Source organism: Pseudomonas sp. MYb13 (genome assembly GCF_002980075.1).
GTDB lineage: Bacteria > Pseudomonadota > Gammaproteobacteria > Pseudomonadales > Pseudomonadaceae > Aquipseudomonas > Aquipseudomonas lurida.
This window is the reverse complement of sequence record NZ_PCQI01000013.1, coordinates 90,473-113,855: the sequence shown is the minus strand read 5'-3', so window position 1 is coordinate 113,855 and position 23,383 is coordinate 90,473. Positions and strand designations below refer to the sequence as shown.

The following is a 23,383-nucleotide window of genomic DNA, read 5'->3' as shown; positions in this document are numbered from 1 at the left end:
TTAAATAGCGATGAAATACATGACTGACCGGCCGGAAAGCGAACCCGCAGGCTTGACAAGACACAACCTGAAACGTATGTTTCAAACAAGTGTTTGTCAGGCGGAATAACCATGGCCCAGTCGGAAACCGTTGAACGCATTCTCGATGCTGCCGAGCAGTTGTTCGCGGAAAAAGGATTTGCTGAAACTTCATTGCGGCTGATCACCAGCAAGGCTGGGGTCAACCTGGCCGCCGTGAACTACCATTTCGGCTCGAAAAAAGCCCTGATCCAGGCGGTGTTCTCGCGCTTCCTCGGGCCGTTCTGCGCCAGTCTCGACCGCGAGCTCGAGCGTCGCCAAGCCAAGGCTGACCACAAGCCAACGCTGGAAGAACTGCTGGAGATCCTCGTCGAGCAAGCCCTGGTGGTTCAACCGCGCAGTGGCAACGACCTGTCGATCTTCATGCGCCTGTTGGGCCTCGCATTCAGCCAGAGCCAGGGCCACCTGCGGCGGTACCTGGAAGACATGTACGGCAAGGTATTCCGTCGGTATATGCTGCTGGTCAACGAAGCCGCCCCGCGTATTCCGCCGATCGAGCTGTTCTGGCGCGTGCACTTCATGCTCGGTGCCGCGGCGTTCAGCATGTCCGGGATCAAGGCGTTGCGCGCGATTGCCGAGACCGATTTCGGGGTGAATACCTCCATCGAGCAGGTGATGCGCCTGATGGTGCCGTTCCTCGCTGCCGGCATGCGTGCCGAAACCGGCGTGACAGACGCCACCATGGCGGCCGCCCAACTGCGCCCACGCAGCAAATCCGCGCCAACCCCCGCCAAGGTTTGACCTCCCCGGGTGGGCGCGGCCGCTTGCATCCGCTAAGCTAGCGGCCCATGCCGAACTCAGCTATTTACTCACAACCCGTTGTGCTCACTGTGCCTGGTGAGAGCAACGGGTTGTGTGCGTTCTATAAGGAAGGTTTATGACTGTTGCCCTGCAAGGTTCTTTGATGGTCGACGTGGCCGGTACCTGGCTGACGGCCGAGGATCGCCAGCTGTTGCGCCAGCCTGAAGTGGGTGGCCTGATCATTTTCGCGCGCAATATCGAGCATCCGCGCCAGGTGCGGGAGTTGAGCGCGGCGATTCGTGCCGTGCGCCCGGATCTGCTGCTGGCGGTCGACCAGGAAGGCGGTCGCGTACAGCGCCTGCGCCAGGGCTTCGTGCGCCTGCCGGCCATGCGTGCGTTGGCGGATAACCCCAATGCTGAATTCCTGGCCGAGCAATGCGGCTGGATCATGGCGACTGAAGTGCTGGCGGTGGGCCTTGACCTGAGCTTCGCCCCGGTACTCGATCTGGACTATCAACGCAGCGCCGTGGTTGGCACCCGTTCCTTCGAAGGCGACCCCGAGCGTGCCGCCGTGCTGGCCGGTGCATTCATCCGTGGCATGAACAGCGCCGGCATGGCGGCCACCGGCAAACACTTCCCGGGCCATGGTTGGGCTGAGGCGGATTCCCACGTCGCGATTCCCAATGACGAACGTAGCCTGGAACAGATTCGCGCCAATGACCTGGTGCCTTTCGCACGCCTGACCCAACAGTTGGCGGCGGTCATGCCTGCCCACGTTATCTACCCGCAAGTCGACGCCCAGCCTGCCGGCTTCTCACGCCGCTGGTTGCAAGACATCCTGCGCGGGGAGTTGCAGTTCGATGGGGTGATTTTCAGCGATGACCTGTCCATGGCCGGGGCTCATGTGGTTGGCGACGCGGCCAGTCGTATCGAGGCTGCGTTGACGGCGGGTTGTGACATGGGCCTGGTGTGCAACGACCGTGCGGCGGCGGAGTTGGCGCTGAGTGCGGCGCAGCGGATGAAGGTCAAGCCGTCGGCGCGCATTGCACGCATGCGTGGGCAGGCGGTTGCTTCGACGCAATACAAGCAGGATCCGCGATGGTTGGCGGCGCTGACGGCGTTGCGTGACGCTCAGTTGATCGACTGAAAACCGCAGCGCGTCCTTCGCGGGCAAGCCCGCTCCCACACTTGATTGTATTCACACATCAACACGTGGGGGCGGGCTTGCTGGCGAAGGCGATCTGACATTTAGCGCTTCTCTTGCTTATTGGGCAGCGGCGCAAACAACGCCTCGATATCCTCATTACCCAACTGCCAGTCCCCCGTCGTCCGCCCATCCAGCACACCCGCCGCCAGGTCGGATTTTTCCTTCTGCAGGTGCTGGATTTTCTCCTCCACCGTGCCCCGGGCAATCATCTTGTAGACGAACACCGGCTTCTCCTGTCCGATGCGATAGGCACGGTCAGTCGCCTGGTTTTCCGTCGCGGGGTTCCACCATGGGTCATAGTGGATGACGGTATCGGCTTCGGTCAGGTTCAGGCCTACGCCCCCGGCCTTCAGGCTGATCAGAAAAATCTGCAGCTTGCCGCTCTGGAAGTCCTTCACCGGCGTGCGCCGGTCCCGGGTCTGGCCGGTTAACAGGGCGTAGGCCACACCGCGCTTCTTGAGCTCGTCCTCGATCAGGCTCAGCATCGAGGTGAACTGAGAAAACAGCAGGATCCGCCGACCTTCTTCAAACAGCTCTTCAAGCATTTCCATCAGACTGTCGAGCTTGCCTGAACTGCTGCCGCGCGCGGGCAGGGCGGCGTCGTTGACCAGGCGCAGGTCGCAACACACCTGGCGCAGCTTCAGCAGCGCCTCGAGAATGATGATCTGGCTGCGCGCCACGCCCTTGCGGGTGATCTCGTCGCGCACCTTTTTGTCCATGGCCAGGCGCATGGTTTCGTACACGTCGCGCTGGGCTTCGTTGAGGTCGACCCAGTGGATGATCTCGGTCTTGGGCGGCAACTCCGTGGCGACCTGTTCCTTGGTGCGGCGCAACAGGAAAGGTTTTATCCGACCGTTGAGGTGCTGCAAGCGCACATCACTGGCGCGCTTCTCGATGGGCACGCGGTAATCGCGGTTGAAGCTTTTCACGTCGCCCAACCAGCCTGGCAGCAGGAAGTGAAACAATGACCACAGCTCACCCAAGTGGTTTTCCAACGGCGTGCCGCTCAGGCACAGGCGCTGCCGTGCATTCAGTTCGCGTGCCGCCTGGGCAGCCTTGCTGGAAGGGTTCTTGATGTACTGGGCCTCATCGAGGATCAGGACATGCAGGGGCAGGGCCGCGAGCTGTTCGATGTCCTTGGGCAGCAGCGCGTAGGTGGTCAGCAGCAGGTCATAGTCCCGCAGGTTCGCGAAATGTTTCTTGCGTGCCGCGCCATACAGCGCCAGCACCTTGAGCTGCGGCGTGAAGTGCGCCGCTTCATCCAGCCAGTTGGGAATCAGGCTGGTCGGCATCACCACCATGCACGGTCGATCCAGGCGCCCGGCGGCTTTCTCTGTGAGGATATGCGCCAGGGTTTGCAGGGTTTTGCCCAGGCCCATGTCATCCGCAAGTATCCCGCCGACGTCCAGCTGGCGCAGTGACTGCATCCAGCTCAAGCCTTCCAGCTGGTACGGGCGCAAGGTTGCGTTCAGCCCCTCGGGGGCCACGCAGGTGAAGTCCTTGATGTCCCGCAGGCGCTGGGCGAAGTTGCGGATCTTCTCGCCACCTTCCCATTGCAGTGGCAGGTCTTCGAGTGGGTTCAACCGAATCGCATCGGCCTTGGCCAGGCGCAGCGTCGTAGTGCCGGCGTCTTGCAGGTAGAACTCGCCCAGGGTAGCCAGCACCGGTTTCAGGCGGCCGTAGGGCAGGGCAACTTGCAGCGGGCCATGGCCGCCGTTGGGCAGGCCGGGGATGTTCACCAGGATCAGTTCATCATCGCGGCGGCGTGCGAGTTTTTCCGGGTTGAGGATCTCGGTGTGGGAGCGCATCAGGTTCAGCAGGATCGGCAGCAGGCTCAGCCGTTCACCGTTGACGATAATCCCCAGCTCCAGGTCGAACCAATCGCGCTCCGGGCCTTCGTCGACGGTGGCGTACCAGTCGTCGACGGCGCTCAGGTCGAAGCCGAAGTCCTCATCGATCTGCAGCTCCCACCCCTCGGCCCGCAAGGTCGGTGATGCATTGAGGGTGAAGTTCAGCCAGGCACTGTCGTTGACCATCTCGAACAGCTCGCCAGCGCTTTCGGGCAGCGCCTTGCTCTGGCGCGTAGCGATCTTGAAGCCCAATAGGCGCAGTTGCTCGCGATACGGCTGCTCCCGCTCCGGATGCCGCTTGATGCGCAGGCTCTGGGTTTCCTGGCGCACGATGATGTCGGCATTTTTCTGCCCACTGACGTAGTTGCCCAGATAGTTGAAAGACAGCGCCGCACGGTGCTGGATGTAACGCTGCATCTTGCCGTTGCGCGGCTCAAATGCACTGAACTCGACACTGGCGAGCCACAAGCGCGGCACGGGTAACACGTCTTCCATGACCACCTGGGGCAGCACCGCACGGTTTTCCAGCACAGCCTGGAGTTTTTCCAGCAGCTCGGCGTCCTGGGCGGCGGCGGGGTAGGCCAGGGTTTCCTGGACCTTGAGCAGCACCGCCGCGATGTGTTTGCAGTTGGTGTGCACCGGGCAGGTACAGCGGCTGTCCACCAGGATCAGCGTGCCCTTGGCCGACTCACGCAACGAGATGGTCTGCCGGTAGACGTTGCCGCCCGAGCCTTCGCAACTGGCGACGATGGTGCTGTCGCCGGACTCGACGATGCGCACGCGGTTCTCCAGGGCATAACGTCGCCCGCGCTCCAGGCTTTGCTCTTTGAAGCGATTGGCCCACGAAGGGGCCAGGGGTTTGGTCAGCGACGACGTCAGGGGCATGGCGCTGGATCAGTCCTGGAGGTCGGGCGGTGGTGCGCTGGGTGGCTTGGCGGTCAGCGAGGTGATCTTGATCAGCAGCGCCAAGTGGCCGCCGTCCAGGTAGTTGAGCTGATTGTTCTTGGTGCGCACATCGGTCTGGCTCAGGTGCTCGCTGGCGATCACGCTGCCGTTGGCGTCGAACTGGTTGATCCAGAAGTTCGCATCAATGTCGGTAAAACGCCCCAGTTGCAGGCTCAGCACGCCCTCGATAGGAAACTGGCCGAACTGCTCTTGCCCATCAGTGATGGCGATCTTGACCGGCTGCTCGCCCAGGTTCTGCTCCCACGCCTTGTGCGCCAGCACGGTGTAGCTTGAGCCGGCACGCAGCTTGTCGACGATATTACCCAGGCGCGGCGGGCTCAACCTGTCCCCCAGGCGCACGGCGCCAGCATCCCAGTTTTCCGGGGCGGCGCGGCTGCTGATCACCGGCTCCGCGTTCTGGCGCACCAGGATCATTTCCACCTGGTACGGGCTGTCGGCGAACGCTGTGGGTGCCACTACTACCAACAACAGGCTCAAAATGCGGAACAGGCGCATTGGGGCGTCCTTCAAGCAGATTTCGGGATGAGGCGCTCGAACAACGCCTCCAATGTATTAAAGCGTTCTTCGGCACGTTCCATCGGCACCATGAACTTGAACAGCGTAGCCCCTTCGAACTTATAACGGTTGGGCTGGCCCTGGATCAGCTTGATCAGCACCAGGGGGTCCACCGGCGTCTGCGCTTCGAACTCGATGCGCCCACCTTGCGGCCCGGCGTCGACCTTCTTGATACCCAGTTGCTCGGCCTGCAACTTGAGCAGGGTCAGGCGCACCAGGTTCTTGGTCGGCTCCGGCAACAGGCCGAAACGGTCGATCATCTCCACCTGCAGGTCCTTGAGGCCTTCTTCGTCGGTGGCCGAGGCGATGCGTTTGTACAGGATCAGTCGCGCATGCACGTCCGGCAGGTAGTCTTCGGGAATCAGTGCAGGCAAGCGCAGGTTGATCTCCGGGCCGCCACCCAGGGGTTGATCGAGGTTGGGCTGCTCGCCTTTGCGGATGGCTTTCACCGCGCGCTCAAGCATCTCCATGTACAGGGTGAAACCGACCGCCTGGATCTGCCCGCTCTGGCCGTCGCCCAGCAATTCGCCGGCACCACGGATCTCCAGGTCGTTGGTGGCCAGTACGAAACCGGCGCCCAGGTCCTGGGTATTGGCGATGGCTTCCAGGCGCTTTTCTGCGTCGCCGGTGATCTGTTGGCGCGGTGGCGTCAGCAGGTAGGCATACGCCTGGTGGTGACTACGACCCACCCGGCCGCGCAATTGGTGCAGTTGCGCCAGGCCGAACTTGTCGGCGCGCTCGATGATGATGGTGTTGGCGCTCGGTACGTCGATGCCGGTCTCGATGATGGTCGAGGCGATCAGCACGTTGAAGCGCTTGTGGTAGAAGTCGCTCATTACCTGTTCGAGTTCACGCTCGCGCATCTGCCCGTGGCCGATCGCAATACGCGCTTCCGGCACCAGTTCGGCGAGGTCGGCGGCGCACTTCTCGATGGTCTTCACGTCGTTGTGCAGGTAGTAAACCTGCCCGCCGCGCAGCAATTCGCGCAGCAGTGCTTCCTTGACCGTGCTTTTGTTCTGCTCCATCACGAAGGTGCGCACCGACAGGCGACGTGCCGGTGGCGTGGCGATGATCGACAGGTCGCGCATGCCCGACACCGCCATGTTCAGTGTGCGCGGAATCGGCGTGGCGGTCAGGGTGAGGATATCGACTTCGCTGCGCAGGGCCTTGAGCTGTTCTTTCTGGCGCACACCAAAGCGGTGTTCTTCGTCGATGATCACCAGGCCCAGGTTCTTGATCTTCACGTCGTCCGACAGCAGCTTGTGCGTGCCGATAACGATATCGATCTTGCCTTCCGCCAAATCGGCGACGGCCGCGTTGACTTCCTTGGCCGATTTGAAGCGGCTCATCACTTCCACGGTCACCGGCCAGTCGGCAAAGCGGTCGCGAAAGCTGTTGTAGTGCTGCTGGGCGAGCAGGGTGGTGGGGACCAGGATCGCCACTTGCTTGCCGCCATGCACGGCAATAAAGGCGGCGCGCATCGCCACCTCGGTCTTGCCGAAGCCCACGTCACCGCACACCAGGCGGTCCATCGGCTTGGGCGCGAGCATGTCGGCGCGTACTGCTTCGATGGTGGTTTGCTGGTCCGGGGTCTCTTCGAACGCGAAGCCGGCGCTGAATGTCGCATAGTCGGCTTTCGGGTCGGCGAAGGCATAACCTTCGCGCGCCGCACGCCGGGCATAGATGTCGAGCAATTCGGCGGCGACGTCGCGCACCTGCTCGGCGGCCTTGCGCTTGGCTTTTTGCCAGGTCTCGGAACCCAGGCGGTGCAACGGCGCCAGGGCATCGTCGCTGCCGGTGTAGCGCGCGATCAGGTGCAGGCTGGCCACCGGCACGTAGAGCTTGGCGCCCTCGGCGTATTCCATGGTGAGGAATTCGGCAGCCTGGTTGTCGATCTCCAGGGTCTGCAGGCCCAGGTAGCGGCCGACACCGTGATCGATATGCACCACCGGCGCGCCTTCGCGCAGCTCGGTGAGGTTCTTGATCACCGCGTCGTTGTTGGCGTCGGCGCGTTTTTCACGGCGACGACGCTGCATCACACGCTGGCCGAACAGCGGGCTTTCGGCGATCAGCGCGAGGGCCGGGTCATCCAGCAGCAGGCCTTCGTCGAGCGGTGCGATGGTGATCGCCAGGCGCTCCTTGCTCTTGACGAAGTCAGGCCAGCTGTCGACGGTTTTGGGACGCAGCTTCAGGCGCTCGAGCAATTCCAGCAGCACTTCGCGACGGCCTGCTGACTCGGCCGTAAACAGCACGCGGCCAGGGAAGTCGCCGAGGAAGTTGGACAGCGCTTCCAGCGGTTGCGTGGCTTTGGCCTGGATCGCCAGATCCGGCAACGCCGCCGCGGGGAAGCGCTCGCGGCCCACACCGGGGTCTACATCTTGCTGGCTGGCGACTACACGCGGCCAGTTTTTAAGGCGCGCGAAGCAGTCTTCCACCGGCAGGAACAGCTCGGCGGGCGGCAATAAGGGGCGCGAGGGATCGACGCGGCGTTCTTCGTAGCGGTTACGCACGTCGTTCCAGAAGTTTTCTGCAGCTTGCTCAATGCCCGGCAGCGAGAACACTTGAGTGTCCTGGGGCAGGTAATCGAACAGGGTGGAGGTTTCATCGAAGAACAGCGGCAGGTAGTACTCGATACCGGCCGGGGTGATCCCGCTGCTCAGGTCCTGGAAGATCGGGCAGCGGCGGAAGTCGACGTCGAAGCGTTCACGGAAGCGCGCCTTGAAGCGGGTGACCGCGTCTTTTTGCAGCGGGAATTCCCGTGCGGGCAGCAGCTTGACCGAGTCCACCTTGTCGATGGAGCGCTGGTTTTCCGGATCGAAGGTGCGCAAGGTCTCGATTTCGTCATCGAACAGGTCGATGCGGTAGGGCAGTTTGCTGCCCATCGGGAACAGGTCGATCAATGCACCGCGCACCGCGAACTCACCGTGTTCATACACCGTGTCGACGCACCGGTAGCCGCTGGCTTCCAGGCGTGTGCGCATCTGCTCTACGTCGAGCTTCTGGCCGATATCCAGGACCAAGCTGCTGCCCAGCAGGAACTTGGTCGGCGCCAGGCGATGCAGCGCCGTGGTGATCGGCACGACCAGCACGCCGTGGGCCAGTTCCGGCAAGCGGTACAGGCTGGCGATGCGCTGGGAGATGATGTCCTGGTGCGGCGAGAACAGGTCGTAGGGCAGGGTTTCCCAATCGGGGAAATGCAGCACCGGCAAATCGGGGGCGAAGAAGCTCAGCTCCTGCTCCAACCGTTCGGCACTCTGGCTGTCGGCGGTGAGCAGCAGGGTAAAGCGCTTGGCTGCGCTGGCAGCCTCGGCAATGGCCAGGCTCAGGGCGGCACCGGGCAGGTTGCCCCAGTGCTGTTTACCTGCCGCGGCAGGGAGAAGCGGTAGACGCAGAACGGGCACGGAAGGTTGAGCTCCAAGCGTTGCGACAAAGTCGGTAATTGTAACGGCCCAAGGTGCCGCCTGTCAGTTTCTGACTGAGCCTATTACGGTTTGTAGGAAATGTAGTGGCTAAGACAAACAATGGCGTGTTTTGACTCAATATGTAGTGCCGAAATACGCGATTGTTTAGGAGGGTTACGGACAAGTCGACACGCTTCCCCAACTAGTGGCCTTCTGGAACCCGCGTATTTACTGGGCTGCAGCGGGGCGGTATTTTTTGGCAAGGGGTTTTTGTTGTAGGGCGCGCATTGCTCCGAGGGCGGTCGGGCGGCATAATGTAGCCCCTTTTTTCAGCCCCTACATGTGGAAGGTTCCCGTGACTCAGAAGCCCGACCAGTGTCTTGGTGAATGGATCGACCGTGAAGCACTCGCAGAAGCGATGATCCCGCTTATCGGTCAGCTGTACCGCAATAACAATGTGGTGAGCTCGATCTATGGCCGCAGCCTGATCAACCAGTCTGTCATCGCGATTCTCAAAGCCCACCGCTTTGCGCGCCATCGCTCCGCCGACGACAGCGAACTCTCCGTCCACGAAACATTCCCACTGCTCAAGGCCATGAGCGAGCTCAAGCTCGGCGCGGCTTCGGTAGACCTGGGCAAGCTGGCCTACAAATTCCGTAAAGAAGGCAATGGCCGTAGCGCCGAGCAGTTCGTACGCGAAGAAATGGCCGAAGTGGTAGGTCAGCAAAACGCCGCGGCTCGCAAGGGCACCGACGTTGTGCTGTACGGCTTCGGTCGTATCGGCCGCCTGCTGGCGCGCATCCTGATCGAAAAAACCGGTGGCGGCGACGGCCTGCGCCTGCGTGCCATCGTGGTGCGTAAAGGCGCCGAGAACGACCTGACCAAACGTGCCAGCCTGCTGCGTCGCGATTCGGTACACGGTCCGTTCAACGGCACCATCGTCATCGACGAAGAAAACAACACCATCACCGCCAACGGTAACCTGATCCAGGTGATCTACGCGAAGAACCCGTCCGAGGTGGATTACACCCAGTACGGCATCAAGGACGCCCTGCTGGTGGACAACACCGGCGTATGGCGTGACGCCGAAGGCCTGGGCCAGCACCTGGCCTGCCCGGGTGTCGACCGCGTTGTGTTGACCGCGCCTGGCAAGGGCAAGCTGAAGAACATCGTTCACGGCATCAACCACACTGAAATCACCGCCGACGACAAGATCGTGTCCGCCGCTTCCTGCACCACCAACGCCATCGTGCCGGTGCTCAAGGCAGTGAATGACAAGTTCGGCATCGTCAACGGCCACGTCGAGACCGTTCACTCGTACACCAACGACCAGAACCTGATCGACAACTTCCACAAGGGCGATCGCCGTGGCCGTAGCGCCGCGTTGAACATGGTGATCACCGAGACCGGCGCTGCCACCGCTGCTGCCAAGGCCCTGCCTGAGCTGGCCGGCAAGCTGACCGGTAACGCGATTCGCGTTCCGACGCCGAACGTGTCGATGGCCATCCTCAACCTGAACCTTGAGAAAGCCGCCACCCGTGAAGAGATGAACGAGTACCTGCGCTACATGGCGCTGCACTCCGATCTGCATAAGCAAATCGACTTCGTCAATTCCCAGGAAGTGGTCTCCACCGACTTCGTGGGTTCGCGCCACGCCGGTGTGGTGGACGCGGAAGCGACCATTACCCAGGACAACCGCGTTGTACTGTACGTCTGGTACGACAACGAGTTCGGCTACAGCTGCCAGGTGGTTCGCGTGATGGAAGACATGGCCGGGGTCAACCCGCCTGCGTTCCCGCGTTAAGCGTTTGCGTTGAATGAAAAAGCCCCGACTGGTTCGGGGCTTTTTTACACCTGATGGTTTCGTGCTGTCGGTCATGGCCCCATCGCAGGCAAGCCAGCCTCCACCTTTTGAATGTGTTCGCAAATCAAAATGTGGGCGCTGGTTGCCTGCGATGGGCTGTCAGTCCAAAAGCTTGCTACGCAGGCTGTCGGACAATCCGTTGGGCGCAAGCCAGATCCCCAGGTAAGCCTTTGCCAGCTCGTCATCGCGACTGCTGAACGCCACTTGGCCATTGATCTCGAGGTTCAAGCCCCGCCCCGGACGAAAATCCAGGGCATAGCGATCGCCGCTGCGGATATTGCGAAAGCTGGCGTGCAGTTTTTCTATCTCGGGCTTCAGCCGGGCACTCGCTTGCTGGCGTTCCAGTGTGGTGGTGGCGGCCTTGATCACATCGTTGCGGTCGATATCACGGAAGTAGTACAGCACAAGGTGCAGTGCTTTTTGTTGGTCCCAGGCTTGTTTGGCGCTCAAATCCGACGGGGCATACAGCGCCGCCGCATACACATCCGCCCAGAGGTACGTGAGCACCGCCTGGTTTTTCAGCACCAGTGACTGGGACTGTGCCGGGAAGTTGGCTTGCTTGAGCCGATCCGCCTCATTGGCGTGTGCGGTGATCGACAGCATGAGCAATAAACAGAAAACGATGTGTCGCATAATGGCCCGTCCCGAAAAGATGCGTGACTACAGGTTAATTCATTTTCCGACAGCAGCAGGGTTCAGGGATAATCTGCGTTGTGTAGTAAAGGCAAGACTGGCCTACGACGCGACCAAGGGTTAATGTTCGCGGCGTTGAGCCTTATATAGACTGTGCCCCGGTTCACACACTTGAGCCAAATTGTCCTTCATGACCGCTGGCCGCGGCATGATTTAGCCCGGCGTCCAACCGTACGCCTGGCCTGTTCTGAGGAGTACGCATGGCTGTCTACAACTACGACGTGGTGGTACTGGGTTCCGGCCCGGCTGGAGAAGGTGCGGCGATGAACGCCGCCAAAGCTGGGCGCAAGGTGGCGATGGTCGATAGCCGTCGCCAGGTTGGCGGTAACTGCACCCACCTGGGCACCATCCCGTCCAAGGCCTTGCGTCACTCGGTGCGCCAGATCATGCAGTTCAACACCAACCCGATGTTCCGGGCCATTGGTGAGCCGCGTTGGTTCTCGTTCCCGGACGTGCTGAAAAGCGCCGAGAAAGTCATCTCCAAGCAGGTTGCTTCGCGGACTGGCTACTACGCCCGTAACCGCGTCGACCTGTTCTTCGGCACCGGCAGCTTCGCCGACGAGCAAACCATCGAAGTGGTCTGCCCCAATGGCGTGGTCGAGAAGCTGGTGGCCAAGCACATCATCATCGCCACCGGTTCGCGCCCGTATCGCCCGGCGGATATCGATTTCCACCACCCGCGTATCTACGATAGCGACACCATCCTGAGCCTGGGCCACACCCCGCGCAAACTGATCATCTACGGCGCGGGCGTGATTGGCTGTGAATACGCCTCGATCTTCAGCGGCCTGGGTGTATTGGTCGAGCTGGTGGATAACCGCGACCAGTTGCTGAGCTTCCTCGACTCGGAAATCTCCCAGGCGTTGAGCTATCACTTCAGCAACAACAACATCACCGTGCGCCACAACGAGGAGTACGAGCGGGTCGAGGGCCTGGACAACGGTGTGATCCTGCACCTCAAGTCCGGCAAGAAGATCAAGGCTGACGCCTTGCTGTGGTGCAACGGCCGTACCGGTAACACCGACAAGCTGGGCATGGAAAACATCGGGGTCAAGGTCAACAGCCGTGGCCAGATCGAGGTGGACGAGAACTACCGCACCTGCGTGACCAACATCTACGGTGCCGGTGACGTGATCGGCTGGCCAAGCCTGGCCAGTGCCGCGCACGACCAAGGGCGTTCGGCCGCTGGCAGCATCGTCGACAACGGCAGCTGGCGCTACGTGAACGACGTGCCGACCGGCATCTACACCATTCCGGAGATCAGCTCGATCGGCAAGAACGAGCACGAACTGACCAAGGCCAAGGTGCCGTATGAAGTGGGCAAGGCGTTCTTCAAGAGCATGGCGCGTGCGCAGATCGCCGGTGAGCCGCAAGGCATGCTGAAGATCCTGTTCCACCGCGAAACCCTGGAAGTCCTCGGCGTGCATTGCTTCGGCTACCAGGCGTCGGAGATCGTGCACATCGGCCAGGCGATCATGAACCAGCCAGGTGAACTCAATACCCTCAAGTATTTTGTCAACACCACGTTCAACTACCCGACCATGGCGGAAGCCTATCGGGTAGCGGCCTACGACGGCCTCAACCGGCTTTTTTGAGCGGCTCCGGCCGGTGGCCTGAGCCGGCCGGGGAGACCGATTTCAGTAATTCCCGAGAGTGGCAGTGGCCAAACCGGGAAAGTCTGTAATCAGGCTATCTACGCCGAAGTCGGCGAGCCTGCGCATCAGCGCGGGTTCGTTGACTGTCCACACGGACACGTGCAAACCCTGGCGCTGGGCTTTTTCCAGGCGCTCGGGGGTGCACAACGTCCAGTTCAACGCCAGAATCTCACAGCCATAGTTCTGCGCGACCTTCAACGGGTCGAGCCAGGCGTATTCGGCGACCAGCCCGCGTGACAGGTCTGGGGTGAGTTCAACCGCTGCTTTCAACACTTCTCGCGAACTCGAGGTGACGGTGACTTTGTCCATCAGGCCAAAGCGCACGGCCATTTCCCGAATCGCCAGCACGGTAGTGGCGGCGCGGGTGCGCGAAGCGCTTTTGACTTCCAGTTGCCAGTGATCGAAATCGCAGTGCTCGAACAGCTCTTCCAGGCGCGGGATCGGGCAAGGCTTGACCCAGCCCGGGCCGCCTTTGCGCGCGTCCATTTTCACCAGGTCTGCCGCCGAGTACTCGACGACTTTGCCGCGCCGGTCGGCGGTACGCTTGAGGGTCGGGTCGTGAATGACCATCAGCTCGCCGTCCATGGACAGGTGCAAGTCCAGTTCGCAGCGGCGTACGCCGTGCTTGAGGCACTCCTGGAAGCTGGTCAGGGTGTTTTCCGGTGCTTCGCCTTTGGCACCGCGGTGGCCGTAGATCAGGGTCACAGTTGCTCCTTTATGCCAGGTCGTCTGGCCGTGTAAATACGTATTCAGGTGTCTTGTGCGTCGCTCTGTTCCCGCGCCAGGCGCCGTTCCTGGGCCTGTTTCTGCAGGATGTAGCGCGCCAGCAGCTGGCGTTGGGCGTCGGTCATGGCTTCGAATTCCGTGCCAACATCAAAACCACCGGCCTTGGGGTCGCAATGAGTGACCCGCGCGCGCAGCAGCAGGCCGAGCGCCTGGGGCATCAGCACCAGCTTGACCGCCAGGTGGGCGCCGGCCGCCAAGGGCGTGGGGTGCTGGAAGTCGATACCGCCCTCGGAAATGATCACCGGCTGCGGTGCGCCGACCTCATCCAGCAGGCCGCGTGCCATGATCTGGCTGAGCAGGTCGAGGCGTTTGTTCTGCACGCGGAGGAAGGCGGCGAGGGTGCGATCCTTCTCGCTGAGCTGGCGTAGCAGGTGCTGGGCTTCGAATTCACTCAGGTGCAATTCGCTGAGCAGATTGAACAGTGGCGAATCATCCAGCAACACTTCCTTGCTCGCTGCTTCGGGGGCAGACAGGCTTTTGATTTGGAGTGCGATCATGTCGTCGATACGGTAGTATTCGCGGCGCTCTTCTTCATCTAATGTCGACATGGCGAACCCCAGGTAACGGTAATGGTCTGAGTGTAAAGCTGCTGACCAGACCCCGCCACCGGGACGTCTTCTTTTCCTCCGAACAAGCCCCGACATGTTCAGACCTCTCTTCGTATTTATCGGCACGCGTTATACCCGTGCAAAGCGCCGCAATCATTTTGTGTCGTTCATTTCCCTCACGTCGATGATCGGGCTCGCCTTGGGCGTGGTCGTGATGATCGTGGTGTTGTCGGTGATGAACGGCTTCGATCATGAGATGCGCACCCGCGTGCTGGGCATGGTGCCCCACGCGACCATCGAGGGCGATGCGCCCATCAGCGACTGGCAAAGCCTGGCCGACAAGGTCAAGCAGAACCCCAAGGTGCTGGCCGTTGCGCCATTTACCCAGATGCAGGGGTTGCTGACCAATGACGGCAAGGTGCAAAAGATCCTGCTCAATGCCATCGACCCAGCCCAGGAGCGCAACGTCTCGATCATCGACAAGTTCATGCTGCAGGGCAAACTCGACGACCTGGCGCCCGGCAGCTTTGGCATCGTCATCGGCGACAAGGCCGCGGCCAAGCTCGGTGTAGGCGTCGGCGACAAGCTGACCTTCGTCGCCCCGGAAGTCACCGTGACCCCGGCCGGCATGTTCCCCCGCATGAAGCGCTTCACCGTGGTGGGCACCTTCCACGTCGGCGCCGGCGAGATCGACGGCTACCTTGGCCTGACCAACCTCACCGACCTGGCCCGCCTGCACCGCTGGCAGCCAGACCAGGTGCAGGGCCTGCGCCTCAAGTTCAACGACCTGTTCGACGCACCGCGCGGTGCCTGGGAAATCGCCCAGCACCTGGGTGAAAGCCAGTACTACGCCCGCGACTGGACCCGTACCCACGGCAACCTGTACCAGGCCATCCGCATGGAAAAAGCCATGATCGGCCTGCTGTTGCTGCTGATCGTCGCCGTGGCTGCCTTCAACATCATCTCCACGCTGGTGATGGTGGTGAACGACAAGAAGGGCGATATCGCCATCCTGCGTACCCTTGGCGCCACGCCGGGGCAGATCATGGCGATCTTTATGGTGCAGGGCACCGTCATCGGCGTGGTCGGCACCTTGATCGGTACGGCCGTCGGCATTCTGGCCGCGTTGAACGTCAGTGCGGCCATTGCCGGCCTCGAAACCCTGATCGGCCACAAGTTTCTCAACGCCGATGTCTATTTCATCGACTACTTGCCGTCCCAGGTTCAGGCCCAGGACGTGCTGATGGTGGGCGGCGCTGCGCTGCTCCTGAGTTTCCTTGCCACCCTGTATCCAGCCTGGCGCGCGGCACGTACCCAGCCAGCACAGGCCTTACGTTATGAGTGAATCGGGCATGAGTGAAAAAGCAATCCTGAGCTGCCGCAACCTGGGCAAATCCTACGAGGAAGGCCCGGAATCGGTGGTGGTGCTGTCCAACCTGCAACTTGAGCTGCACCCTGGCGAGCGCGTAGCGATCGTCGGCAGTTCCGGTTCCGGCAAAAGTACCTTGCTGAACCTGCTGGGCGGCCTTGATACGCCGTCCCAGGGCAGTGTCTGGCTGGCCGGTGAAGAACTGTCGGCCCTGGGCGAAAAGGCCCGTGGCCAACTGCGCAACCGTTCGCTGGGCTTTGTGTACCAGTTCCACCACCTGTTGCCGGAATTCACCGCCCTGGAAAACGTGTGCATGCCGCTGTTGATCGGCAAGACCGCGATCCCCGAGGCGCGCCAGCGTGCTACAGCCTTGCTGGAGCGCGTCGGCCTCGGCCACCGCCTGGAGCACAAGCCGGCTGAACTGTCCGGCGGCGAGCGCCAGCGTGTGGCGATTGCCCGCGCCCTGGTGAACAACCCAGGCTTGGTGATGCTCGACGAGCCGACCGGCAACCTCGACTCCCACACCGCCCAGGGCATCAAGGACCTGATGCTGGAGCTGAGCACCCAGATGCGCACTGCGTTCTTGGTGGTGACCCATGACATGAGCATGGCCCGGCAGATGGACCGCGTGTTGCACCTGCAGGAAGGTCACCTGGTCGCCATCTGACCTGCTTCAAGCCCGGTGTTTTTGACGCTGGGCTTTTTAATTTTTTCAGGCGGTGTACGCGAATGTTCAGACCGTTATCGATTTTCATCGGCACGCGCTATACGCGCGCCAAGCGCCGCAACCGTTTTGTCTCGTTTATCTCGATGACCTCAATGATCGGCCTCGCCCTGGGCGTGCTGGCAATGATCGTGGTGTTGTCGGTGATGAATGGCTTCCAGCGCGAAATGAGCTCACGCATTCTTGGCATGGTGCCCCACGCCACGATCGTTGGCGTAAACCCGATCGACGATTGGCAGCCCGTGGCCGCCGCGGCGATGAAGAATCCGCAGGTGACTGCTGCAGTGCCCTTCACACAGATGGATGGCATGTTCTCCTACAAGGGCGCGATGCAGCCGATCGAGATCAACGGCGTTGACCCGGCGCAGGAAGGCAAGGTGTCGATCGTGGCCCAGCACATCGTGCGTGGCAAACTCGATGACCTGAAGCCCGGCGAGTTCGGCGTGGTGGTCGGTGAAATCACCGCCCGACGCTTCCGCCTGAATGTGGGCGACAAGTTGACCCTGATCGTGCCGGAAATCAGCACCGCACCGGGTGGCATCACCCCGCGCATGCAGCGCTTGAATGTGGTGGGCATTTTCAAGGTCGGCGCCGAGCTGGACGGCTCCATGGCGTTGATCCACATGGCCGACGCCGCAGAAATTCAACATTGGCAACCGAACCAGGTGCAAAGCGTACGCCTGGCGGTGAAAGACTTGTACGCGGCGCCCAAGGTCTCGTCGGACATCGCCGCCAGCCTGGGCGCCGGCTACAAGCCCGATGACTGGACCCACACCCAGGGCAGCCTGTTCAGCGCGATGAAGATGGAAAAGACCATGATCGGCCTGCTGTTGCTGATGATCGTCGCAGTGGCTGCGTTCAACATCATCGCCACGTTGATCATGGTGGTGAACGACAAGGGCGCGGACATTGCGATCCTGCGCACCATCGGCGCCACGCCACGGCAGATCATGGCGATCTTCATGGTGCAGGGCACGGTGATCGGTATTGTCGGCACCCTCATCGGCGGCGTATTGGGTGTGATCGCGGCGTTGAACGTGAGCGAGCTGGTGGGCTGGGTAGAGCGGGTCACCGGGCAGCATATCTTCAGTTCGGATGTGTACTTTGTCAGCAACCTGCCTTCGGAACTGCAGGGCGGGGATGTGCTGCTGATCTGCACGGCCGGGTTTGTGTTGAGCTTCTTGGCGACGATTTACCCGGCGTATCGGGCGGCGAAGATTGAGCCGGCGCATGCGCTGAGATATTCGTAAGATTCGAGACCGCTATCGCAGGCAAGCCAGCTCCCACCAGTTGATTTGTGAATACATTCAAATGTGGGAGCTGGCTTGCCTTCCATAGGGCTGGCCCAGCCTGCATCAAATCACCTCGGGCAATTCGATCACAAACCGTGTCCACCCCGGCCCAGACTCACAATAAATCCTCCCCCCGTGCGCCCGCACAATCGACTGGGTAATTGCCAACCCCAGCCCCGCATGCTCGCTGCTGCCTTCGTGCCGCGACGGGTCCGCCCGGTAGAACCGATCAAACAACCTGGGTAACAACGGCGCGGGAATGCCTTCACCGGTGTTCTCAACCGTCAGCGTCACGCCATCCACCATGCGCACCCGCACTTCGCCACCCGCGGGGGTAAAGCGCAGCGCGTTATCGAGCAGATTCGACAGCGCCCGGCGCAACATGCCGCGATCCCCCGATGCATGGGCGCTACCTTCGCGCACCAGGCTGACTTGAGCGTCCTCCGCCAACAACGCGAAAAACTCCAGCAGCGCATCCACTTCATCCGCCAACGACAGGGGCTCGCGCTTGGGCATGAGCAACCCATGATCCGCCTTGGCCAGGTACAGCATGTCATTGACCAGTTGTGCCATCCATTGCAGCTCTTCCAGGTTGCTGTGCAGCGCCTCGCGGTAATCCTCCAGCGGGCGTGGCTGGGTGAGGATGACCTGGGTTTGGGTCAGCAGGTTTGACAGCGGTGTACGCAGTTCGTGGGCGATGTCAGCCGAGAACGCCGAAAGGCGCTGGAACGCGTCGTCCAGGCGTTCGAGCATGGCGTTGAAGGCCTGGGCCAGCTCGGCCAGCTCTACCGGCATGTGTTGCTGGGGCAGGCGCTGGGTCAAGGAGTGTGCCGATACGCCAGCGGCCACTTCACCCATGCGTCGCAACGGCCGCAACCCACTGCGGGCAGCCCACGCGCCGAGCAGGGCGGTTGCCAGGGCTGACAGGCCGACGGTGAGCCAGATCAGACGCTGCATGCGTTGCAGGAAGTGCTGGTGGTGGGTGATATCGAGCATCAGGCTCAGGTGCGGCGAGTCGGGCTGGCCCGGCGTCAGCGGCGCATTGTAGACCCGGTAATCAGTGCCGGCGTTTTGCAGGCTGTGCAGCCCGGGGGCGGTGGGTAACGTCATGCTCGGCGCATCGTCGAGCCAGCGTTGCCCGGCCGCGCTAATGCGCAGGGTCAAGTCTGGTTGGCGACTGAGCTCGGCGCGCAGTTGCGCTTGGCGTTGGGCGAACAACGCTGGCGAGTCTACACCCTGCAAAGTGCTGCGCAGCGCCACCAGCGTGCTGTCGAGTTGCTGCTGGTCCAGCTCGATAAAGTGTGCCTCGCTGGCGCGGTTGAACAGCACGCCTGCGATCAGCGACACCACCGCCGTGCAGGCGGCAAACAGCAGCGCCAGGCGACTGGCCAGGGACAGGCGCTTGATCAATTGACGTGCTCCTCCAGCACATAACCCATGCCGCGTACGGTATGGATCAGTTTAGTGGGGAAGTTGTCATCGACTTTCAGGCGCAGGCGACGGATCGCCACTTCGATAATGTTGGTGTCGCTGTCGAAATTCATGTCCCACACCTGGGACGCGATCAGTGATTTGGGCAACACTTCGCCCTGGCGGCGCAGCAGCAGTTCGAGCAGGGCAAACTCCTTGGCCGTCAGGTCGATGCGCTGGCCGTCCCGCTCGACGCGGCGGCGGATCAGGTCCAGGCGCAGGTCGGCCAGTTGCAGCGCGGTTTCCTGCGGTGCGCTGCTGCCACGGCGCAACAGGCTGCGCACCCGCGCCAGCAGTTCGGAAAAGGCGAAGGGCTTGACCAGATAGTCATCGGCGCCCAGTTCCAGGCCATGCACGCGGTCTTCCACGGCGTCGCGGGCGGTCAGGAACAATACCGGGATGTCCAGGCCCGCACTGCGCACGGCCTGGAGGATCTGCCAGCCATCACGGCCCGGCAGCATCACATCCAGGATCAACAGGTCGTAGTCGCCAGTCAGCGCCAGGTGCTGCCCGTGAGTGCCGTCGGCCACCAGTTCGGTGGTGAAGCCGGCCTCGTTCAAACCCTGGCGCAGGTAATGGCCGGTTTTCGGTTGGTCTTCGACGATCAGCAGTTTCATGGGCGACTCTTGGCAGCGTTGGACGACGGCTTTATACCTTGGGTGCCAGGGCTGGGGGGCAACCTGACAAAGTTGTAATCTAGCAGTCAGCTGGCTGGCAGCGGCGCAGGCTTAGAGTGTGCCCCAGGCGAGTCAGACATATTTGGAGAAAAGAGATGGTAGTGCGTTTACCCCAGGTGTTGGCGGTGTGCCTGCTGGCGTTGAGTGTTGATGCGATGGCCGATGCTGCCCATGGTTACGCGTTTGGCGAGGCCGCGCCAGCAAGCAAGGCCACGCGTACCGTAGAGGTGACGCTGCAGGACATTTCCTTTTCGCCCACGTCCATTGACGTAAAAGCCGGTGAGACGGTGCGCTTTGTGCTGGTCAACAAAGGCCAGTTGCTCCACGAATTCAACCTGGGCGACGCGGCGATGCATGCCGAGCACCAGAAGGAAATGCTGCAGATGCAAGCCAGTGGCATGCTCACGTCCACGGGCATGGGCAAGATGGACCACAGCGCAATGGGCCACGGCGCGATGAAACACGACGATCCCAACAGTGTGTTGGTCGAACCCGGCAAAACCGCCGAGCTGACCTGGACGTTCACCAAGGCCACGGGCCTGGAGTTTGCCTGCAACTTACCAGGGCATTACCAGGCGGGCATGGTCGGCAAGCTCAACGTCGATTGATCTGCTGGCGCTTAGGCGCGGGGGCAAAGGCTGGTAGACTGGCACGGTTTATTTAGCCAGGTTTCCGCCATGCATCCCGCAGCCGAACATTCACCGCTGGGCAAGTCCAGTGAATACATCTCCACCTACACACCTTCGTTGCTGTTCCCGATCCCGCGTGCGGCCAAATGGGCCGAGCTGGGCCTGAGCGCCGAGACCCTGCCCTACAAGGGCGTGGATTTCTGGAACTGCTTCGAACTGTCCTGGTTGCTGCCGTCGGGCAAGCCAGTGGTGGCCATCGGTGAATTCAGCATCCCGGCCGACTCGCCGAACATCATCGAGTCCAAGTCGTTCAAGCTCTACCTCAACTCGCTGAACCAGACGGCGTTTGCCGACACCGCAAGCCTTGAAGCGACCCTGCGCACCGACCTCAGCGCCGCTGCCGGCAAGCCGGTGAGCGTGCGCATCCGCCGCTTGGCCGAGATCGAGGCCGAAGGCGTGATGGCATTGCCGGGCGTGTGCATTGACGACCTGGATATCCGTGTCAGCAACTATGAGCACCCGCGCCCGGAACTGCTGCGCTGCGATGACTCGCGCGTTGTCGAGGAGAGCGTGCACAGCCACTTGCTCAAATCCAACTGCCCGGTGACCAGCCAGCCTGACTGGGGCAGTGTGGTGGTGGAGTACCGTGGTCACGCGTTGGATCACGCCAGCTTGCTGGAATACATCGTCAGCTTTCGCCAACACTCGGACTTCCATGAGCAATGCGTGGAGCGCATCTTCCTGGACTTGCAGCGGTTGCTGAAGCCGCAGACGTTGACGGTGTACGCGCGGTACGTGCGGCGTGGCGGGTTGGACATCAACCCGTATCGCAGTACCGAGGATGTGGCGTTCCAGAATGTGCGCCTGGCTCGCCAGTAGCCTTCACGCACATCGAATGTGGGAGTTGGCAAGCCAGCTCCCACATTGGTTTCTGTGCATGCATCGGGTCTTGGTTTAAATCCCCATGCTGCCCAGCGTGTTCATGATATTGCGCAACGTGCCGGAAATGACCGGATGTTCGGCATCGAACTCGATGGCCGCTTGGTTCACATCGTCGGAAATACTGGGCGTCTGAGTCGCCGGTTCAAGTTCAAGTTGTAATTCGAACTTGGCAATCAAGGCTTCCAGTGCTTCACGTTTTTCTTCCGACAGCGGCGGTTCCTGTTCCAGTTGCCCGCGCAGGATCTCGACCTGTTCTTCCAGTTTTTTGCGATCAGGCATGACGTGTTTCCTTTTATCGATTGGCACTGGCATAGACCACGGCACGCCGAGAAAGGTCTACGGGCTGACCTGTAGATTAATCCACTGGCGCCTGCTGTGCATGATCCGTGTCAGGGCTTCTCGCCTTTGAGCTGGCGCAGGCTGATGTCGGCGAGGCAGGTGCCGAGTTCGCCCAGGTGATCGATCACCGAGTGCACGCCCAATCCGTACAGCGCCAGGGTGGCCTTGCCGCGCTTGAGCTCGCGTTCCGGTTCGCTCAGCGCCAGCCATTGCTCGGGGGCCATGCCACAGAGTGAGCCGCAGGAGGCGAGGCCGATGGTCCATAACCCGGCGTTAAGGCCCGATTGCAGCAGGCGTGGTTCGCCGCTGACCAATACGCAGCCTTCCAGGCGTTCGATGTTGAGTTCCATCAAGGCTTGCCAGCAGGCGTGGGGCGCAGGCCAGCGAATGGAGGAGGGCGAGGTGGCCTTGACCCAGTCGGGCAGCGTGGCGGCCAGGGGCGTGGTGACGGTGGGGGGGAGCTCATCCAGCCAGGCGCAGGGCACGCCTTGTTCCTTGAGGCTGCGCAGGATCTTCAGTGCACCGGGGGTGGCCTGGGAGTCGGGGGAGGGTGAATCGGTGCGCGCCCGGGAACCGAAGTCCACCAGGCAGCCACTCAGGCCAAACAGGACGGCAGTCAAGGCGGGAGCGCTGGCGATGGCTATCTCGGCGTGAGGCATGTCGACATCCCTGAAATAGCGTTAACGCTATCCAGGGACCATGACAAACCGATGACAGGACTGTTAATTGTAGGAATTTTGTCCATTTTACGTCTGACGTTTCCTAGTTGCTGCCTAATTGGAGACTTCCGTCATATACTGACGGCCTTATTCAGGGCATAGCGCCCATGACAGACCATTCAAGGAGCAAAAGCTATGCGCTGGAGCCAATACTTCGCTCAGCTGTCAGTGTGTGCCACTGTCCTGCTGGCCCCGTTTGCCGCACACGCAGCGTCGGAAGACGATCCGTGGGAAAGCGTCAACCGCCCGATTTTCACCTTCAACGACACCGTTGATACCTACGCCCTCAAGCCATTGGCCCAAGGCTATCAGTTCGTGACGCCGCAATTCGTCCAGGATGGCGTGCACAACTTCTTCCGCAACATCGGCGATGTCGGCAACCTGGCCAACAACGTGCTGCAGCTCAAGCCCCATAATGCCGGTGTCGACACCGCCCGCTTGCTGGTCAACACCACCTTCGGCGTGCTGGGCTTTATCGACGTCGGCACCAAAATGGGGCTGCAACGCAGCGACGAAGACTTCGGCCAGACCCTCGGCTACTGGGGCGTCGGCAGCGGTCCTTACGTGATGCTGCCACTGCTGGGTCCAAGCACCCTGCGTGATGCGCCGTCCAAGTACGTGGACAGCTACACCCAACCGTACCGCTACATGAACGATATCGGCTGGCGCAACAGCACCTTTGGCCTGAACATCGTCGACACCCGTGCCAGCCTGCTCGACAGCGAGAAGCTGATCACCGGTGACAAATACACCTTCATCCGCAACGCTTACCTGCAGAACCGCGAGTTCAAGGTCAAGGACGGCAAGGTCGTCGACGACTTTTAAGCTGTGATGTTTTGAAATGAAAAAGGCGACCCACAGGTCGCCTTTTTTTCGCG

The 23,383-nt window shown here is 61.4% G+C and carries 20 protein-coding genes; 10 read left to right on the top strand and 10 right to left on the bottom strand.

The window, feature by feature from the left end; genetic code table 11:
* Positions 1 to 111: 111 nt before the first annotated feature.
* Positions 112 to 819, top strand: coding sequence for a TetR/AcrR family transcriptional regulator (locus CQ002_RS21360; protein ID WP_034102546.1), 708 nt, complete (start codon positions 112 to 114; stop codon positions 817 to 819).
* A 136-nt stretch (positions 820 to 955) separates the two neighbouring features.
* A complete protein-coding gene (nagZ, locus tag CQ002_RS21355; RefSeq protein WP_105161827.1) occupies positions 956 to 1,966 on the top strand; it encodes a beta-N-acetylhexosaminidase in 1,011 nt (336 codons plus the stop codon).
* Positions 1,967 to 2,067: 101 nt separating this feature from the next.
* Here the strand turns inward: nagZ and CQ002_RS21350 are convergent, their stop codons facing one another.
* Genes CQ002_RS21350 through mfd form a run of 3 tightly spaced genes read right to left on the bottom strand, consistent with a single transcriptional unit; the run spans position 2,068 to position 8,798 of the window.
* Complete coding sequence (locus CQ002_RS21350; RefSeq protein WP_098465991.1) at positions 2,068 to 4,761, bottom strand: DEAD/DEAH box helicase; 2,694 nt, start codon at positions 4,759 to 4,761, stop codon at positions 2,068 to 2,070.
* A 9-nt stretch (positions 4,762 to 4,770) separates the two neighbouring features.
* Complete coding sequence (locus CQ002_RS21345; RefSeq protein WP_105161828.1) at positions 4,771 to 5,337, bottom strand: CsiV family protein; 567 nt, start codon at positions 5,335 to 5,337, stop codon at positions 4,771 to 4,773.
* 11 nt (positions 5,338 to 5,348) lie between these two features.
* Positions 5,349 to 8,798 (bottom strand): transcription-repair coupling factor, encoded by a 3,450-nt coding sequence (mfd, locus tag CQ002_RS21340; RefSeq protein ID WP_034102550.1) that lies wholly within the window; start codon positions 8,796 to 8,798, stop codon positions 5,349 to 5,351.
* A 340-nt stretch (positions 8,799 to 9,138) separates the two neighbouring features.
* On the opposite strand from mfd, the gene CQ002_RS21335 reads away from it, so the two are divergent.
* Entirely contained in the window at positions 9,139 to 10,602 is a 1,464-nt protein-coding gene (locus CQ002_RS21335) for a glyceraldehyde-3-phosphate dehydrogenase (protein WP_034102551.1), read from the top strand.
* A 159-nt stretch (positions 10,603 to 10,761) separates the two neighbouring features.
* Here CQ002_RS21335 and CQ002_RS21330 read toward each other — a convergent pair whose 3' ends face one another.
* Complete coding sequence (locus tag CQ002_RS21330; RefSeq protein ID WP_034102552.1) at positions 10,762 to 11,295, bottom strand: chalcone isomerase family protein; 534 nt, start codon at positions 11,293 to 11,295, stop codon at positions 10,762 to 10,764.
* 260 nt (positions 11,296 to 11,555) lie between these two features.
* On the opposite strand from CQ002_RS21330, the gene sthA reads away from it, so the two are divergent.
* A complete protein-coding gene (gene sthA, locus CQ002_RS21325) occupies positions 11,556 to 12,950 on the top strand; it encodes a Si-specific NAD(P)(+) transhydrogenase (RefSeq protein WP_010212052.1) in 1,395 nt (464 codons plus the stop codon).
* A 42-nt stretch (positions 12,951 to 12,992) separates the two neighbouring features.
* Here sthA and CQ002_RS21320 read toward each other — a convergent pair whose 3' ends face one another.
* Together CQ002_RS21320 and CQ002_RS21315 are read right to left on the bottom strand one after the other, a co-directional pair.
* Positions 12,993 to 13,715: a glycerophosphodiester phosphodiesterase gene (locus CQ002_RS21320; RefSeq protein WP_034102553.1), complete on the bottom strand. Its 723-nt coding sequence runs from the start codon at positions 13,713 to 13,715 to the stop codon at positions 12,993 to 12,995.
* A gap of 44 nt (positions 13,716 to 13,759) precedes the next feature.
* A complete protein-coding gene (locus tag CQ002_RS21315; RefSeq protein WP_105161829.1) occupies positions 13,760 to 14,344 on the bottom strand; it encodes a PilZ domain-containing protein in 585 nt (194 codons plus the stop codon).
* Positions 14,345 to 14,438: 94 nt separating this feature from the next.
* Here CQ002_RS21315 and CQ002_RS21310 point away from each other — a divergent pair, with 94 nt between their 5' ends.
* From CQ002_RS21310 to CQ002_RS21300, 3 genes are all read left to right on the top strand, one after another.
* Positions 14,439 to 15,689, top strand: coding sequence for a lipoprotein-releasing ABC transporter permease subunit (locus CQ002_RS21310; protein ID WP_034102555.1), 1,251 nt, complete (start codon positions 14,439 to 14,441; stop codon positions 15,687 to 15,689).
* A 7-nt stretch (positions 15,690 to 15,696) separates the two neighbouring features.
* Positions 15,697 to 16,380, top strand: a complete 684-nt coding sequence (gene lolD, locus CQ002_RS21305) for a lipoprotein-releasing ABC transporter ATP-binding protein LolD (RefSeq protein WP_162830773.1) — start codon at positions 15,697 to 15,699, stop codon at positions 16,378 to 16,380.
* Between the two features lie 62 nt (positions 16,381 to 16,442).
* The gene (locus tag CQ002_RS21300) at positions 16,443 to 17,687 is read left to right on the top strand and encodes a lipoprotein-releasing ABC transporter permease subunit (protein ID WP_034102556.1); all 1,245 of its coding nucleotides are present in this window, start codon (positions 16,443 to 16,445) and stop codon (positions 17,685 to 17,687) included.
* 105 nt (positions 17,688 to 17,792) lie between these two features.
* On the opposite strand, the gene CQ002_RS21295 is transcribed toward CQ002_RS21300, so the two are convergent.
* Positions 17,793 to 19,139, bottom strand: coding sequence for a heavy metal sensor histidine kinase (locus CQ002_RS21295; RefSeq protein WP_105161830.1), 1,347 nt, complete (start codon positions 19,137 to 19,139; stop codon positions 17,793 to 17,795).
* The gene (locus CQ002_RS21290; protein WP_105161831.1) at positions 19,136 to 19,816 is read right to left on the bottom strand and encodes a heavy metal response regulator transcription factor; all 681 of its coding nucleotides are present in this window, start codon (positions 19,814 to 19,816) and stop codon (positions 19,136 to 19,138) included. The genes CQ002_RS21295 and CQ002_RS21290 overlap by 4 nt, the downstream gene beginning before the upstream one ends.
* 155 nt (positions 19,817 to 19,971) lie before the next feature.
* Between CQ002_RS21290 and CQ002_RS21285 the strand changes: the two genes are divergently transcribed.
* Together CQ002_RS21285 and queF are read left to right on the top strand one after the other, a co-directional pair.
* The gene (locus CQ002_RS21285) at positions 19,972 to 20,484 is read left to right on the top strand and encodes a plastocyanin/azurin family copper-binding protein (protein WP_034102562.1); all 513 of its coding nucleotides are present in this window, start codon (positions 19,972 to 19,974) and stop codon (positions 20,482 to 20,484) included.
* 69 nt (positions 20,485 to 20,553) lie between these two features.
* Positions 20,554 to 21,384, top strand: a complete 831-nt coding sequence (gene queF / locus CQ002_RS21280) for an NADPH-dependent 7-cyano-7-deazaguanine reductase QueF (RefSeq protein WP_034102564.1) — start codon at positions 20,554 to 20,556, stop codon at positions 21,382 to 21,384.
* A 75-nt stretch (positions 21,385 to 21,459) separates the two neighbouring features.
* On the opposite strand, the gene CQ002_RS21275 is transcribed toward queF, so the two are convergent.
* A complete protein-coding gene (locus tag CQ002_RS21275) occupies positions 21,460 to 21,726 on the bottom strand; it encodes a DUF4404 family protein (protein WP_034102566.1) in 267 nt (88 codons plus the stop codon).
* A 110-nt stretch (positions 21,727 to 21,836) separates the two neighbouring features.
* Positions 21,837 to 22,445 (bottom strand): phosphatase, encoded by a 609-nt coding sequence (locus CQ002_RS21270; RefSeq protein WP_069022396.1) that lies wholly within the window; start codon positions 22,443 to 22,445, stop codon positions 21,837 to 21,839.
* A 195-nt stretch (positions 22,446 to 22,640) separates the two neighbouring features.
* Here CQ002_RS21270 and CQ002_RS21265 point away from each other — a divergent pair, with 195 nt between their 5' ends.
* Complete coding sequence (locus CQ002_RS21265; RefSeq protein ID WP_034102570.1) at positions 22,641 to 23,330, top strand: VacJ family lipoprotein; 690 nt, start codon at positions 22,641 to 22,643, stop codon at positions 23,328 to 23,330.
* The last annotated feature ends 53 nt before the right edge of the window (positions 23,331 to 23,383 follow it).

Bases quoted from the DNA above. Each gene is read 5' to 3' on its own strand.
- lolD (WP_162830773.1), top strand. From the start codon at position 15,697: ATGAGTGAAAAAGCAATCCTGAGCTGCCGCAACCTGGGCAAATCCTAC.
- sthA (WP_010212052.1), top strand. From the start codon at position 11,556: ATGGCTGTCTACAACTACGACGTGGTGGTACTGGGTTCCGGCCCGGCT.
- CQ002_RS21360 (WP_034102546.1), top strand. From the start codon at position 112: ATGGCCCAGTCGGAAACCGTTGAACGCATTCTCGATGCTGCCGAGCAG.
- CQ002_RS21345 (WP_105161828.1), bottom strand. From the start codon at position 5,337: ATGCGCCTGTTCCGCATTTTGAGCCTGTTGTTGGTAGTAGTGGCACCC.
- CQ002_RS21285 (WP_034102562.1), top strand. From the start codon at position 19,972: ATGGTAGTGCGTTTACCCCAGGTGTTGGCGGTGTGCCTGCTGGCGTTG.
- CQ002_RS21265 (WP_034102570.1), top strand. From the start codon at position 22,641: ATGCGCTGGAGCCAATACTTCGCTCAGCTGTCAGTGTGTGCCACTGTC.
- CQ002_RS21275 (WP_034102566.1), bottom strand. From the start codon at position 21,726: ATGCCTGATCGCAAAAAACTGGAAGAACAGGTCGAGATCCTGCGCGGG.
- CQ002_RS21300 (WP_034102556.1), top strand. From the start codon at position 16,443: ATGTTCAGACCGTTATCGATTTTCATCGGCACGCGCTATACGCGCGCC.
- queF (WP_034102564.1), top strand. From the start codon at position 20,554: ATGCATCCCGCAGCCGAACATTCACCGCTGGGCAAGTCCAGTGAATAC.
- CQ002_RS21310 (WP_034102555.1), top strand. From the start codon at position 14,439: ATGTTCAGACCTCTCTTCGTATTTATCGGCACGCGTTATACCCGTGCA.
- CQ002_RS21270 (WP_069022396.1), bottom strand. From the start codon at position 22,445: ATGCCTCACGCCGAGATAGCCATCGCCAGCGCTCCCGCCTTGACTGCC.
- CQ002_RS21315 (WP_105161829.1), bottom strand. From the start codon at position 14,344: ATGTCGACATTAGATGAAGAAGAGCGCCGCGAATACTACCGTATCGAC.
- CQ002_RS21350 (WP_098465991.1), bottom strand. From the start codon at position 4,761: ATGCCCCTGACGTCGTCGCTGACCAAACCCCTGGCCCCTTCGTGGGCC.
- CQ002_RS21330 (WP_034102552.1), bottom strand. From the start codon at position 11,295: ATGCGACACATCGTTTTCTGTTTATTGCTCATGCTGTCGATCACCGCA.
- CQ002_RS21335 (WP_034102551.1), top strand. From the start codon at position 9,139: ATGTGGAAGGTTCCCGTGACTCAGAAGCCCGACCAGTGTCTTGGTGAA.
- nagZ (WP_105161827.1), top strand. From the start codon at position 956: ATGACTGTTGCCCTGCAAGGTTCTTTGATGGTCGACGTGGCCGGTACC.
- CQ002_RS21290 (WP_105161831.1), bottom strand. From the start codon at position 19,816: ATGAAACTGCTGATCGTCGAAGACCAACCGAAAACCGGCCATTACCTG.